Raw genomic sequence first — 13,495 nt, forward strand, 5'->3', positions numbered from 1 at the left:
ATCAATTTTATTGTAGGTTTGTTTACCATACAATAAAAAATTCAAACTTATATAATTTTCAAAGAGCGAGCAATTCTATGAAAAATCAAGCTATTTTTTCATATCAACTTAACAGATTCCTAATTTTTTTTAATTAAATTATATTTTACCATAAAAAATTAAAATATTAAATTCTAATAAATAATAGTTTACACAATTATATAATTAATCGTTTTTTTTATTTAATGATAATGATATAACTGATTATGGAAATTATATAGAAGTAAGAAATATGAATACAAATGATGAAATTAATTATGATTCAGGAGTAATAAAAATAAAAAATTCTAAGGATAAGCTATATTATGAAGGTATTATGGAAAATGCAGAAATACCATGGAATATAAATATTACTTATAAGATGGATGGAAAAGAGTATTCAGCAGAAGAAATTGCAGGAATGAGTGGGAAGCTTACGATAGAAATTAACATTACAGAAAATACTAAAGCAAAAGAAGGATTTTTTGAAAGTTATGCATTACAATCTACAGTTAAGTTAGATACAAATATATGCAAAAATATTGTAAGTGAAGGTGCTACAGTAGCTAATGCTGGTGATTTAAAACAGCTTACTTACACAGTGATGCCAGGCAAAGAAAAAGATATTAAAATATCAGCAGATGTAACTGATTTCGAAATGGATGGTATTGATATAAATGGGATTAAATTAAATCTTGGTATTAGTAGGATAATGTTGATACTAGCAACCTTTCAGATAAGATAACAGAATTACAAGATGCAGTAAGCGAATTAGATAATGGCGCTAAGGATCTAAATGACGGAGCAGAAACCCTTAATAGTGGAGCAGGGAAATTAAATGATGGAATAAATACAATTAATGAAGCTTTAAATACTTTAAATGGAAAATCATCTTCATTAACAAATGGTTCTTCTGAAGTAAAAATTGCCTTAGAAACTATAGATTCAGCTTTAAGTGGAGTTACTATTTCTTCTGGTGAGATTACAAAATTAAGCGATGCTTCTGCACAAATAAAAAATGGAATAGCTATGCTTGTAGGAGGACTTCAGTCTATAGATGGATCAATAGACACATACTATGGAGCATTATCACAAAATGGATTAACAGATATAAATGATTTTATAAATAGCCATAATAATGCTATTGCTGCTTTAAGAATAACAGATACACAAAGAAATCTTTATAGTGCTTATGTAAATGGAGGAATAGAGGGAGTACAAGCTAGCCTTGGTCAACTAGTAGCTGCAGGTGATGCAGAAGCAGTAGCTTTATTTAATCAATATGCTTCAGGAGATACTAATGCAGTAGTTAATTACGTTACAACTGCAGGAAAACTTATATCAGTTGAAGCACTTTTAAGTGCAGATGTTGCTTATATACAAGGAAGCCAAGCTTTAATAGGTGGAATAGATTCAGCTTTAGACAGTGAAAGCGGAGAGCTTATGACAGGAGCAACTGCATTACAACAAAACTATGAAGTATTTGATGCAAGCATACAAAACCTTGTATCATCATTAGGAAATCTATTAGTAAATATGAATGATTTAAAGAATGGAATAAATATGCTTACTGAAAATTACAGCACATTAGATTCTGGAATTAATGAATACACAAATGCTGTAAATAGTATAACTATGGGATAGAATCAAATATGCAATGGAGCACTTGATTTAGTAAATGGAACATCAGAACTTTATAATGGAACAAAGACTATGGCAGAAGGAACAGGAGAATTTTCTAAAGAAACAAGTGGATTACAAGATGAAGTGGATGAACAAATTGATTCTATGCTAGAAAAGTTCACAGGCTCAGATTCAGAAGTCGTATCATTTGTATCAGAAAAAAATACTAATGTTGAGTCAGTGCAATTTGTAATAAAGACAACAGGAGTAGAAAAAGCTACTGTTACAGAAGAGAAAATTCAAGTAGAAGAAAATCTTAATATGTTACAAAAATTCTTAAGATTATTTAAATTATACTAATTAAAAATTAAAGGGAATTTATAAATTATAAGTGCTAATAGATAATTATAATAAAATATCTATTGGCACTTTATTTATTATAGGTATGCAAGTATACTTATAGTTTTTGTATCTATTATTTCACCGGATTTTACCATTGCCTTTACTTCATCTAAAGAAAAAGTTTTAATTGATGTAAACTCATCTTCATCACAGCATTTTGTACCTAATGATAAGTTTTCGGCTTTATATAAGTGAATAATTTCATCGCAGAAACCAGGGGCTGTAGCTATAGAACCAAGATATGTAATAGAGCCAGCTTTATAGCCTGTTTCTTCTTCTAATTCTCTATATGCACAATTTAAAGGATCTTCGTTTTTATCAAGTTTTCCAGCAGGAATTTCTAGTATAGTTTTTTCTAATGGTTTTCTAAATTGTTCAACTAATAAAACAGTTTCTTTATCTAAAAACGGAATTATAGCACATGCACCTGGATGTTTAATAATATCTCTATTAGATGTTTTTCCGTTAGGTAATTCAACTTCAATATTATTTATTTCTAGATAATTTCCTGTATATATGTGAGTTTCTTTGATAGTCTTTTCATGAAATTTCATAATAGCCTCCAAAAATTTTTGTTAAAAATATTATATCAAAACTAAGATTTTAATATTACAAAATAATATAATTCACTATGAAAATAAAGAAAAAAATTATTTTTAATTAACCGATAAAAGAGGATATCAGTATGTTTGAGATGTATTGGAAATAAATAAAATAAATTTTAAAATTATATTTGTTGTAATAGATAAGAAAGTGTGTTACTATTAATGAGTAGCGTAAATGCTAACAATAAGAGTTAATTCAGGTAAATAGTTTCTCGTAAATTAGAGATTATTATATCGATTTAAATTCTTTAAATTTAGGAGGAACAAATATGACAGATAAGACTTTAACATGCAGAGATTGCGGAGCTGAATTCGTATTTACAGTAGGAGAACAAGAATTCTACAAAGAAAAAGGATTCACTAACGAGCCAACAAGATGCATACCTTGCAGAAGAGCAAAGAAAGAACAAAACAACAGAAGATAGTTTTGAATTTATAAGGTTGTAGTTTTAACTACAACCTTTTTTGTATATTATTTTTTACCTTTTCTAAAATCTAGAGGTGTTTTTCCATGAGTCTTTTTAAACATTTTTATAAAATTACTGCTATAATTATATCCAATCATTTTTGAAATTTCATCAATACTTAATTCTGTTGTAGATAATAAATTTTCTGCCATTGTCATTCTTATGGAATTAGTATATTGGCTAATAGACATATGGTATTTAGCTGAAAATCCAGCCTTTAGTTTCTGCTCATTTAGAAATACTCTCTTGCTTAAGCTTTTGATAGTTGGAGGATTACAAGCTTCCTTTGTCAAAATATCATAAGCTTCTTTTATTGCATTAGCGTCTGAAGCTGTTAATGTGATATATCTATCTTTTCCTATTTTAATTTCTCCGTAATTTAATTGATTAGTAAAGGCATTATTAGGAGATGAATTAATTTCATCATTAATCAATGAAATAGATTCTAAAATTTTACTTTCTAAATATATAGGGGTTAAACGCTCAACTTCAGCTAAACTCCTTAAATGCTGTATAATTGAGGCTATTTCAAGAGGAAGATAGTTGTAGGTATAGTTGGTTATAAAATAATCAAAATCTATGATATTTTTAAAATTTGGCTTTATTACTTCATCAAAATATTTTTTATGAATTGTTATTTCTGCGCCATGAAAATGTTGTCCTTTACTCCAAACTTGATTTCCTTTAAGTGTTTTTTCAACTACGAAAAAGGATGATGGGCTAAAAGAAGAAACTGGATTATTTTCTATTTTAAATTTAGTTTCTCCAGTATAAACCGTGCCAAAACGCATTAATTCTTCTTCATGGTCAAAGGAGAGAGAAAAATCTGATGGAATTGTATAATCACCAACTCCAAAATCATAATAATCTTCTCGGCTATATTTAATAAAATATCCTAGTTCTGGTCTAGATTCATTCTTATATATAATGCAATTTTCTTTAGGATATGGGCTAAAAGTCATTTTGTCTAAAACTCTGCTTTGAAATTCCTTAGTTGTTTTACAAATCGAAATCATAGATTATCAATCCTTTATATAAATTGTATAAGTTATATAATTTTTAACTTTTTAAATATTATAAACATAATGGTATTTAACAGGCAAATAAAATTATTTAGTATTTCTTGAAGATGCCATTATTTATGTATATTTGGGAATAATAGTAGTAATTAATCAGATTTACGATAAAAAATACATATTTACTTTATAAATTAGTATGATACAAAAATAATTATAATAGATGATAAAATTATTAAATTGGGTGCAACAGTTGAAATTGAGAATGAATCTCATATACAATCATCTCAGACGAAAGAGAAATAAAAAGTTAGACTTAAATATATACGGAGGTAAATTATGAAAAAGAATTTATTAAAGACGTTAGTAGTTTCTTGTGTTACAGCTTTAATGTTCATGGGATGTGGAGCTAAAACAGAAGATGGAGCTAATAACGTATCAGAAAATACTGTAACAGTTACAGATGTAAGAGGAGAAGTAGAAATACCAGCAGATCCTCAAAGAATAGTAGACTTAAGCGGAAACAGTGATATTTTATCAATTTTAGGATATAAGGTTATAGGAACTGCAAATAGTGATGCTTATGATTATACTAAATTCCCAGCATACTTAGAAGAAACATTAAAAGGTGCAGAGATTTTAGGTTACAGCATGCAAGATACTATGGACGTAGAAGCAGTTATGAACTTAAACCCAGACTTAATAGTTATATCAACAGTTCAAGAGAAGATGTATGACCAATTAAGTGAGATTGCTCCAACAGTTATGATTCAATTAGAAGCTTTAAACTGGAAAGATGATGTTAAAGCTTTAGCAGAAGTATTCAATAAAGAAGATGTTGCAAATGAATGGATAGCAAATTATGAAACTAAAGCTAAGGAAGCTGGAGATAAGATTAAAGCAGAATACGGTGAAGATACAACTTATCTTTCATTCTTAGCAAGTGGTGGACAATTCTTTATCTTTGATGGTGCAGGTTTTGGTGATGTATTATACAACGATATGGGACTTGCAAAACCAGAAGGAATGCCAGAACAAACTGATATAAGCTTACCAGTTGTAACTTATGAAGGATTAGCATCAATCAAAGCTGATTATATATTCTTAATAGCAACTGCTGAAGATTTAGCTCAGCTTGAATCAAATGCAATATGGAACAGCTTACCTGCAGTTAAAGAAGGTCATGTAGTAGTATTAGATTCATCACCATACTTTAACCAAGGATATAGCTCAATCGGAAGAGAATTATTAGTAGATGAAATAGGTGAAATGTTAAATGGAACAAAGTAAGAAGCGTACAATAATCTTTGTGATTTGTAGTTTGTTACTTTTAGTAGGAGGACTGGTTCTGGCTGTAAGGCTAGGATCCGTCCATATTACTTTTACGGACATTTTTGATAGTATCTTTAATTATAGTGAAACTTTAGAAAAAATGCTTGTTAGAGATGTACGTATTCCAAGAGCTCTTTCTGTATTATTAACAGGAGGGATACTAGGAGTAACAGGTGCTATGATTCAAGGAGTTACAAGAAACCCAATAGCTGAACCATCAATATTAGGGGTTAGCCAAGGAGCAACTTTAGTAATAGCTATTTTTTATGCAGCAGGTATTGCAATAACTACAACTAATGTAATGATAGCTTCTTTTATAGGAGCACTTATAACTGGAATTATAGTCTTAGGATTTATATCAAAAAAAGCCAATAATAATTCTATTGCAAAAATACTTTTAGCAGGAACAGCTATGAGTACCTTTTTTATTTCATTAACTACAGTTATAGGACTTTTATCAAACCAATCTCAAATGATAGGTTTCTGGGGGTCTGGAGGATTCAGAAATGCTAGTTGGGCAGATTTTAGATTAGTATTTTTTGTAGGAATTATAGGTCTTATTATAGCTTGTGTTTTATCACCAAAGATAAATATTTTAAATCTTGGTGACGATGTAGCTATTGGTCTTGGTCAAAATCCAGAGAAAATAAGGTTTATGACTCTTATGGTTATGATACCAATGTGTGCGGCAGCAGTAGCAGTAGGTAAAAATATAGCCTTTGTTGGACTTATAGTTCCACAGATAGTTAGAAAATTATTAGGTGAAGATTATAGAAGAAATATTCCATGTTCATTTTTACTTGGAGCAGTTCTTTTAACTTATGCAGATATTGCAGCTAGAATGTTATTTAATCCGTATGAAACTCCAATTGGAGTATTTACAGCATTAATTGGAATACCATTTTTCATAGCAATAGCTAGAAAGGAGAGGGGATAATGAAAAAAAGAAAATACAAAATAACTTTATTAATTTTATTAGCGTTATTAGTTATCTCCTTTGCAGTTACATTATGCTGGGGTACATATAAGGTTTCACCATTAGAGGTTATAAATACTCTTCTTGGAAATGGAACTAAGCTTCAAAATACAGCTATATTAAGTATAAGACTGCCTAGAATGTTAGTAGGAATATCAGTAGCAGTTGCATTATCAACAGCAGGAGCAATACTTCAAACTATAACTAAGAATGATTTAGCAGATACAGGGATAATAGGTATAAATGCAGGAGCATCAGTAGCAGCAATATTATTTATCACTTATCAAACTGCTAATTATTATAGTGAGCTTGGAGGACTTTCAATATTTGTATTACCTATTATGGCAGTAATAGGGGCAGGTATTGCAGCCTTTATGATATATATGTTATCAAGCAGAAAAGGAATAAGACCAAAAAGACTTTTATTAATAGGTATTGGATTAAATGCAGGACTTAATGCTTTTATAACTTTCTTTACTTTTAGAGGTGGAGTTGGAGATTATAATAAGGTATTAGTATGGACATCAGGAAGTCTTTGGGGTTCAGGATGGAGCTATGCAAAAGTAATAATCCCAATAGTACTTTTAATGTTTGTAGTAGTTTTACTAAACCATAAAAAATTAGATGTTTTAAATCTTTCAGATGAGATTGGGATATCTTTAGGATTAAACTTAGAAAAAGAAAGAAAGAAGTTTTTAAGCTTTGCAGTTATTTTAGCAGGAGTAGCAACAGCCTTTGCAGGAAATATTGGATTTTTAGGACTTATATCTCCTCATATTGCAAAGAAGTTAGTTGGGACTTATCATAAGAATTTCGTTGTAATTTCAGCGGTGATAAGCGTTATAATAATTCTTCTTGCTGATGCGGTTTCAAGAAATTTATTTTCTCCAATTGAAATTCCAGTGGGAATAACAGTGTCAATATTTGGAGTACCATATTTTATTTATTTAATGATGAAGGAGAAATAATTATGGAAGCTATTAGTGTAAAGAATTTAACAGTATCTTATGAAAATAATACTATAATTCAAGATATGGATTTATCTATACCAAAGGGAAAGATAAGTATAATAATTGGAGCAAATGGATGCGGAAAATCAACACTCCTAAAAACTATATCAAGAATTAATAAGCCTAAAGCAGGTGATATTTTCATAAATAATAAAAATATAAAAAAGGTTAAGGAAAAGGATATAGCAAAAGAAGTTGCATTTCTTCCTCAAGGACCAGTTTGTCCAAGCGGTCTTACAGTAAGAGAACTTGTAGCCTTTGGAAGATTCCCTCATCAAAAAATGATAGGTGGACTTAATAGCCATGATAAAGAAGTTATTGACTGGGCAATAAAAGAAACTGGACTTAGTGAATTTGCAGATAGAGAAGTTGAAAATTTATCAGGTGGACAGAGACAAAGAGCTTGGATAGCTATGACTCTTGCTCAAGAAACAGAGATTATAATGCTTGATGAACCTACAACTTATTTAGATATGTCTTATCAGCTTGAGGTTTTAGAAGTGCTTCAAAAGCTTAATAAAGAAAAAAAGATTACAGTAGTCATAGTTCTTCATGAGCTTAACAATGCTTGTAGATTTGCAGATAACATAATAGGTCTTAAAAAAGGAAAGATTGTTTGCCAAGGAAGACCTTTAGAAGTTATTAATAAAGAAAACTTGAAAAAGATTTACGGTATAGATGCAAAACTTACAGAAAGTGAAAATAAAGAATACCCAATATGCGTAGATTATGAACTTTTTAGGGGGATAAATGAAAAATAAAAACTTTATAATTATAGTACTAGGGCAGATTATATCTCTCTTTGGTAATGCTATTCAAAGATTTAGTATGTCCTTATACTTGTTAGAATTTACAGGAAGTACAGCTGCTTTTTCTAGGATATTAGCTATATCAACTATACCCTATATCTTATGTGCACCTATTGCTGGAAGACTTTCAGACAATGTAAATAGGAAAAAGATAATGGTATACTTAGATTTTTTCTGCTCAGTATTGATTGGAGGATATGCCTTTATATTACTTAGAGGAAGAGATAGCGAACTTATAGTTGGAACAGTTATGTTTATACTATCAATCTGCTATACATTATATGGACCAGCAGTAACTTCTTCAATTCCTCAAATTGTAGAAGAGGAAAAGCTAACTTCAGCAAATGGGATAATAAATCAAGTAAGTTCAATAGTAAATTTTGTAGGCCCTATATTGGCAGGGTTACTTTATGGATTTGTTGGGATAAAGCTTATAGTAATAATAAATGCAGTAAGTTTCTTAGCATCAGCAGTAATGGAATTATTCTTAGATATACCAGATGTAGTTAAAGTTGAAGAAGTAGCTTGCGATAAAGATGATAAAGTAATATCTATGGATTTTGTAAAAAAATCATTTGTGGATATGAAAAATAGCTTTATTTACTTAAAGAAAGAAAAGAAAATCATATTAGGAATTATAGCTTCTTATGCATTTTGTAATATTTTCTTAGTGCCAATATTATCAATAGTTGCACCATATTTTATAAATATATTATTAGGACTTTCATCACAGGTTTATGGAATAGTAGAAGGACTGTGTGTGTTAGGTATGATACTAGGAGGATTCCTTATAAGTGTTAAGCCAAAAATGTTCTCAATGAAAAAAGTTCATTATACATATTTCCCTATGATAATAGGTGTTATATTAATGGCAACATTAGGAGTAATGAAAATAAATAATTATGCTTTAGCTGGACTTTTTGCATTTGGGGGTATGGCAATAATGCTATCTTTAGCATTATCAAATGTACTTACTTTAACATTTATACAAAAAGAAGTAAGAAGCGATATGCTTGGACGTGTATCAGCCTTTTCAACAGCAGTAGCAACTATAAGTGTTGCGCCAGGGCAATTACTATTTGGACAAGTAATAGATATGGGAATACATATAAGTATAATCTTAGGTATAACAGCTATATTAAACATTGCACTTATGCTGTTTATTAAATGGAATGTAAGAGAGTTAGCATAAATTTCTTAAAAAAACTTTCTTGACATATATTTAAATTTTATGATAATGTTTATAAAGTCGACAGCAGAAATGCGTAGAATTCGGACAGGATTCTACGCATATTTTTTTTTGCCAAAATAAGTTTCAGGTAGCTTTTCTAAAAAAGACTCCAGTTATGTAATTTAGGAGGTTCAAATGAAAAAATCAGAAGAGAGTAAGTTTTTAGGTGAAGAGAAAATTTCAAAATTATTATTAAAATTTTCTGTTCCATGTATTTTATCATTACTTATCAGTTCATTATATAATATCGTAGATCAAATATTTATTGGTAATAGTGAGATGGGGTATTTAGGAAATGCAGCAACAACTATAGTATTCCCAATTACTATTATAGCAGTTGCTTTTGCATGGTGTTTTGGAGATGGTGCAGCAGCTTATTTAAGTATATGTCAGGGAAAGAAGGATACAAAGGATGTTCATAAAAGCATAGGTAATAGTATTACTGCTACATTTGTTATAAGTTTAATTTTTGTAGCCATAGGTTTTATGTTTAAGGATGAAATATTATTTGCTTTTGGTGCATCTAGTGCAAGCATAGGATTAGCTAGAGAATATTTTGTTATAATACTTGCAGCAATTCCTATATATATGCTTATGAATATGATGAATGCAATTATTCGTGCAGATGGAAGCCCTGCATACTCAATGGCGTCTATGCTTGTTGGAGCTATTATAAATATCATTTTAGATCCAATCTTTATTTTTGTGTTTAAATGGGGAATTAAAGGGGCAGCATACGCAACTATTATAGGACAAATAATTTCATTTATAATTTCAGCAAGCTATTTCTTTAAGACAAAAACATTCAAATTAAAGTTAGAAAGCTTTAAAATGAATTTCGGTATATTTAGTAATGTTATCAAATTAGGGGCATCTACTTTTATTACACAAATGTCTATAGTTATAATATCATTAGTATGTAACATCATGCTTGTTAAGTATGGGTCAGTGTCTAAGTATGGTCAAGATATTCCTATTGCAGTTATCGGTATTGCAATGAAAGTATTTACTATAGTTATTAATATTGTTGTTGGTATAGTTCTTGGAGGACAACCTATTCTTGGATACAACTATGGCGCAAAAAAATATAATAGAGTAAAAGAAGCTTATAAGATAATATTCATTTCTACATTAATCGTAGGAATTATAGCTACACTTATTTTTGAACTTTGTCCACAAGTTATAATTGGAATGTTTGGCGCTGAGTCAGAGTTGTATAATGAGTTTGCTAAGATGACTTTCCGTATTTTCCTTTCTTTAGTTACTTTTACTTGTACAATAAAAATGACATCAATTTTCTTCCAAGCAGTTGGCCAACCAGCTAAAGCAGCAATTATTTCATTAACTAGAGATATTGTTTGCTTTGTACCACTTGTAATATTGCTTCCAATTAAAATGGAGATTACAGGGATACTTTGGGCAGCACCTATTGCAGATGGAATAGGAATGATTATTTCTATGATATTTGTTACATTATTCTTAAAGTCGCTAGATAAGAATATTGATAAAAAACAATTAGACTATAAAGAAGTAGTTTAAATAAAGATTATTTATTGAAGCATACTAACTTTATAAGGAGTATGATATATATGAAAGTAAAGATAGTATGTACTAGAGATAATGAAACAAAAATTGTAGACCTACCTATGAATGAGGAAGAATTATTAAAAATTCAAGGTAGTGTACTTGATAGAGATACAGTTGGTTATATAACAGGTGCAGAAATTAAATACTATGATGAAAATCTAAATGAAATAGATAATGTATTTCTATTAAATAGACAACTTAAAAATATTTTAAAATAAAAGATGCTATAGGGTAACTAAGATTATGAATGTTACTCTATAGCATTTTAAATTTTATTTACTTTTCAAATGGGCTTTCATTAAATCTTATATAATAATCTTGAGTGTATTCGCATACAGGACATTTAGCAGGTGCACTTTCACCTTCATAAATATATCCGCAATTTGTACACATCCATTGAAGCTTATTAGTTGCTTTAAATAAGGAACCATTTTCAAGCATAGTAGCATAATTATTAAATCTTTCTGAATGAACTTTTTCAACTGATGCAATATTATTAAATAAAGTATATATATCCATGAAACCTTCCTCTTTTGCTGTTTCTGCAAAAGATTTATAGATTTCATCATGTTCAGCAGATTCATGTTTTGCTGCTGATTTTAATAATGTTAAAGTACTGCTTTCAACTTCAGCTGGATATGTAGCTGTTATTTCTATTTCTTGACCAGAAAGCTCTTTAAGCTTTTTCATAAACTGCCAAGCATGAGCTTTTTCTTGATTTGCAGTATAGATAAATAAGTCATGTAAAATTTGATAACCTTCTTTTTTAGCAGCATCTGCAGCAAAAGTATATCTGTTTCTTGCTTGACTCTCACCAGCAAAAGCTCTCATTAAATTTTCTTTAGTCCTACTATTTTTAAAATCTACCATTTAGACGACCTTCCTTTCAATAGTATGAAATCCACTTTAGTATTAAAATTAATTCGTAATAAATATATTTTATACAGAATATATAGATTTATACTAAATTTTACTAAATGAGATGACATTAAAAATGTTGAAATTTAATAAAAATATGGTAATGTAAAATTAAGGGGATTTATATTAAATTATAGCTAATTTTAATATAAGTGAGAGAGGTGATTAATATGACATATTATTGTCCAGATTGTGGTAAGGTTATAGAATGTATAAGAGGCTGTGGTTCAACTGGATACTTTTGCAATGAGTGTAAAAAGTTAATATCTAGTAAGGCTGTATTAACAGAACCAAAAACTGAAGTTAAAGAAGAAAAATAATTAATATCTATTAATCTAAATTAAATAGTAAATATTTAATTTAAGAAAATAATAAGGATTAATTTTAAAGGGTGCAAAAGCAACTTTGGGGGGATAAATAATGATTAATTTAAATGTATTAAAAGAATTATCTGATGCATTTGGACCATCAGGCTTTGAAGATGATGTTGTAGAGGTTATAAAAAAGCATTGTAAAGATATGATAGTAGAAAATGATGCTATGAATAATGTTTTTGCTAAGTTAAAAAATAATAGTGGCAAAAAGATAACAGTAATGTTAGATGCCCATACTGATGAAGTTGGATTTATGGTACAAGCTATAAATGATAATGGGTTATTAAGTATAGTAAAGCTTGGGGGATGGCATAACACTACTATTCCTGCACATACTGTTTATATAAAAAATAGAGATGGTGAATTAATAAGGGGTATTACAACTTCTAAGCCATCACATTTTATGACTGCAGCTGAAAAATCTAGCAATGCATTAGAAATTGAGGATATATTTATTGATGTTGGGGCAAGTAGTAAGGAAGAAGTTATAGATATATTTAAAATTAAGGTTGGAGACCCAGTAGCACCAAATGTAGAATTTGATTTTAATGAAAAAACTGGTGTATGTTTTGGAAAGGCTTTTGATAATAGGGTAGGGTGTTTCTGTATTATTCAAACATTAAAGGCTTTAGCAGATATTATAGATTTAGAAGTAGATGTAGTAGGTGCTTTTGCAGCACAAGAAGAGGTTGGTATTCGTGGGGCTCAAATAACAACTAAGGTAGTTAATCCTGATTTAGCAATTGTTTTTGAAGGCTCACCAGCAGATGATTTATATTATTCAAAAAATATATCTCAAGGAGCATTAAAAAAAGGTACTCAAATTAGAAATTTAGATCAAGGATATATAGCAAATCCTTTATTTATAAGATATGCAGAAGATATTGCAGATAAAAATTCTATAAAATATCAAAATGCAGTTAGACGTGGTGGCTCAACAGATGCAGCTAAGATAAGTTTAGGGAATAAGGCAGTTCCTTGTTTAGTTTTAGGAATTCCATCAAGATATGTTCATAGTCATTATAATTACTGCGCAAAGGAAGATATTGAAGCATCTGTATCTTTAGCTGTAGAAGTTATTAAGAATTTAAATGAAGAGTCAATTAACAAGATTATGAGAAAGTAAC

16 protein-coding genes are annotated in these 13,495 nt (G+C 29.3%); 13 read left to right on the top strand and 3 right to left on the bottom strand.

Annotation, left to right across the window (positions count from 1 at the left end; all coding sequences use genetic code 11):
• Positions 1-271 precede the first annotated feature (271 nt).
• The 3 genes from H8S10_RS07190 (at position 272) to H8S10_RS07200 (ending at position 2,001) form a co-directional block, all read left to right on the top strand.
• Positions 272-763 carry a hypothetical protein gene (locus H8S10_RS07190; RefSeq protein WP_186838410.1) on the top strand — a complete coding sequence of 164 codons (492 nt, stop codon included), beginning with the start codon at positions 272-274 and terminating at the stop codon, positions 761-763.
• Positions 764-1,047: 284 nt separating this feature from the next.
• A complete protein-coding gene (locus H8S10_RS07195; protein ID WP_243175846.1) occupies positions 1,048-1,662 on the top strand; it encodes a hypothetical protein in 615 nt (204 codons plus the stop codon).
• Positions 1,663-1,731: 69 nt separating this feature from the next.
• Complete coding sequence (locus tag H8S10_RS07200) at positions 1,732-2,001, top strand: hypothetical protein (protein ID WP_186838411.1); 270 nt, start codon at positions 1,732-1,734, stop codon at positions 1,999-2,001.
• A gap of 77 nt (positions 2,002-2,078) precedes the next feature.
• Here the strand turns inward: H8S10_RS07200 and H8S10_RS07205 are convergent, their stop codons facing one another.
• Positions 2,079-2,597, bottom strand: coding sequence for an NUDIX hydrolase (locus H8S10_RS07205; RefSeq protein WP_186838412.1), 519 nt, complete (start codon positions 2,595-2,597; stop codon positions 2,079-2,081).
• Between the two features lie 320 nt (positions 2,598-2,917).
• Here H8S10_RS07205 and H8S10_RS07210 point away from each other — a divergent pair, with 320 nt between their 5' ends.
• Positions 2,918-3,073 carry a zinc-ribbon domain-containing protein gene (locus H8S10_RS07210; protein WP_055267825.1) on the top strand — a complete coding sequence of 52 codons (156 nt, stop codon included), beginning with the start codon at positions 2,918-2,920 and terminating at the stop codon, positions 3,071-3,073.
• A 47-nt stretch (positions 3,074-3,120) separates the two neighbouring features.
• Here the strand turns inward: H8S10_RS07210 and H8S10_RS07215 are convergent, their stop codons facing one another.
• Positions 3,121-4,131, bottom strand: a complete 1,011-nt coding sequence (locus H8S10_RS07215; RefSeq protein WP_186838413.1) for an AraC family transcriptional regulator — start codon at positions 4,129-4,131, stop codon at positions 3,121-3,123.
• Between the two features lie 339 nt (positions 4,132-4,470).
• Between H8S10_RS07215 and H8S10_RS07220 the strand changes: the two genes are divergently transcribed.
• The 7 genes from H8S10_RS07220 (at position 4,471) to H8S10_RS07250 (ending at position 11,294) form a co-directional block, all read left to right on the top strand.
• On the top strand, positions 4,471-5,421 hold the full coding sequence (locus H8S10_RS07220) for an iron-hydroxamate ABC transporter substrate-binding protein (RefSeq protein ID WP_186838414.1): 951 nt from the start codon (positions 4,471-4,473) through the stop codon (positions 5,419-5,421).
• A complete protein-coding gene (locus H8S10_RS07225; RefSeq protein ID WP_186838415.1) occupies positions 5,408-6,400 on the top strand; it encodes an iron ABC transporter permease in 993 nt (330 codons plus the stop codon). Before H8S10_RS07220 ends, H8S10_RS07225 begins: the two co-directional genes overlap by 14 nt.
• Positions 6,400-7,407: an iron ABC transporter permease gene (locus H8S10_RS07230; protein ID WP_186838416.1), complete on the top strand. Its 1,008-nt coding sequence runs from the start codon at positions 6,400-6,402 to the stop codon at positions 7,405-7,407. The genes H8S10_RS07225 and H8S10_RS07230 overlap by 1 nt, the downstream gene beginning before the upstream one ends.
• A gap of 2 nt (positions 7,408-7,409) precedes the next feature.
• Complete coding sequence (locus H8S10_RS07235; RefSeq protein ID WP_186838417.1) at positions 7,410-8,210, top strand: ABC transporter ATP-binding protein; 801 nt, start codon at positions 7,410-7,412, stop codon at positions 8,208-8,210.
• Entirely contained in the window at positions 8,200-9,450 is a 1,251-nt protein-coding gene (locus tag H8S10_RS07240) for an MFS transporter (protein ID WP_186838418.1), read from the top strand. The genes H8S10_RS07235 and H8S10_RS07240 overlap by 11 nt, the downstream gene beginning before the upstream one ends.
• Before the next feature lie 174 nt (positions 9,451-9,624).
• Positions 9,625-11,028: an MATE family efflux transporter gene (locus H8S10_RS07245; RefSeq protein ID WP_186838419.1), complete on the top strand. Its 1,404-nt coding sequence runs from the start codon at positions 9,625-9,627 to the stop codon at positions 11,026-11,028.
• 50 nt (positions 11,029-11,078) lie between these two features.
• Positions 11,079-11,294, top strand: coding sequence for a hypothetical protein (locus tag H8S10_RS07250; protein WP_055267811.1), 216 nt, complete (start codon positions 11,079-11,081; stop codon positions 11,292-11,294).
• Positions 11,295-11,352: 58 nt separating this feature from the next.
• Here the strand turns inward: H8S10_RS07250 and rbr are convergent, their stop codons facing one another.
• A complete protein-coding gene (gene rbr, locus H8S10_RS07255) occupies positions 11,353-11,946 on the bottom strand; it encodes a rubrerythrin (protein ID WP_186838420.1) in 594 nt (197 codons plus the stop codon).
• 218 nt (positions 11,947-12,164) lie between these two features.
• Between rbr and H8S10_RS07260 the strand changes: the two genes are divergently transcribed.
• Together H8S10_RS07260 and H8S10_RS07265 are read left to right on the top strand one after the other, a co-directional pair.
• A complete protein-coding gene (locus tag H8S10_RS07260) occupies positions 12,165-12,314 on the top strand; it encodes a zinc-ribbon domain-containing protein (RefSeq protein WP_084759044.1) in 150 nt (49 codons plus the stop codon).
• Between the two features lie 100 nt (positions 12,315-12,414).
• Positions 12,415-13,494, top strand: coding sequence for a M20/M25/M40 family metallo-hydrolase (locus H8S10_RS07265; RefSeq protein WP_186838421.1), 1,080 nt, complete (start codon positions 12,415-12,417; stop codon positions 13,492-13,494).
• Position 13,495 lies beyond the last annotated feature (1 nt).

This window comes from Clostridium sp. NSJ-49, from assembly GCF_014287725.1.
Taxonomy (GTDB): Bacteria; Bacillota; Clostridia; order Clostridiales; family Clostridiaceae; genus Clostridium; species Clostridium disporicum_B.

Bases quoted from the DNA above. Each gene is read 5' to 3' on its own strand.
- H8S10_RS07190 (WP_186838410.1), top strand. From the start codon at position 272: ATGAATACAAATGATGAAATTAATTATGATTCAGGAGTAATAAAAATA.
- H8S10_RS07195 (WP_243175846.1), top strand. From the start codon at position 1,048: ATGCTTGTAGGAGGACTTCAGTCTATAGATGGATCAATAGACACATAC.
- H8S10_RS07200 (WP_186838411.1), top strand. From the start codon at position 1,732: ATGGCAGAAGGAACAGGAGAATTTTCTAAAGAAACAAGTGGATTACAA.
- H8S10_RS07205 (WP_186838412.1), bottom strand. From the start codon at position 2,597: ATGAAATTTCATGAAAAGACTATCAAAGAAACTCACATATATACAGGA.
- H8S10_RS07210 (WP_055267825.1), top strand. From the start codon at position 2,918: ATGACAGATAAGACTTTAACATGCAGAGATTGCGGAGCTGAATTCGTA.
- H8S10_RS07215 (WP_186838413.1), bottom strand. From the start codon at position 4,131: ATGATTTCGATTTGTAAAACAACTAAGGAATTTCAAAGCAGAGTTTTA.
- H8S10_RS07220 (WP_186838414.1), top strand. From the start codon at position 4,471: ATGAAAAAGAATTTATTAAAGACGTTAGTAGTTTCTTGTGTTACAGCT.
- H8S10_RS07225 (WP_186838415.1), top strand. From the start codon at position 5,408: ATGGAACAAAGTAAGAAGCGTACAATAATCTTTGTGATTTGTAGTTTG.
- H8S10_RS07230 (WP_186838416.1), top strand. From the start codon at position 6,400: ATGAAAAAAAGAAAATACAAAATAACTTTATTAATTTTATTAGCGTTA.
- H8S10_RS07235 (WP_186838417.1), top strand. From the start codon at position 7,410: ATGGAAGCTATTAGTGTAAAGAATTTAACAGTATCTTATGAAAATAAT.
- H8S10_RS07240 (WP_186838418.1), top strand. From the start codon at position 8,200: ATGAAAAATAAAAACTTTATAATTATAGTACTAGGGCAGATTATATCT.
- H8S10_RS07245 (WP_186838419.1), top strand. From the start codon at position 9,625: ATGAAAAAATCAGAAGAGAGTAAGTTTTTAGGTGAAGAGAAAATTTCA.
- H8S10_RS07250 (WP_055267811.1), top strand. From the start codon at position 11,079: ATGAAAGTAAAGATAGTATGTACTAGAGATAATGAAACAAAAATTGTA.
- rbr (WP_186838420.1), bottom strand. From the start codon at position 11,946: ATGGTAGATTTTAAAAATAGTAGGACTAAAGAAAATTTAATGAGAGCT.
- H8S10_RS07260 (WP_084759044.1), top strand. From the start codon at position 12,165: ATGACATATTATTGTCCAGATTGTGGTAAGGTTATAGAATGTATAAGA.
- H8S10_RS07265 (WP_186838421.1), top strand. From the start codon at position 12,415: ATGATTAATTTAAATGTATTAAAAGAATTATCTGATGCATTTGGACCA.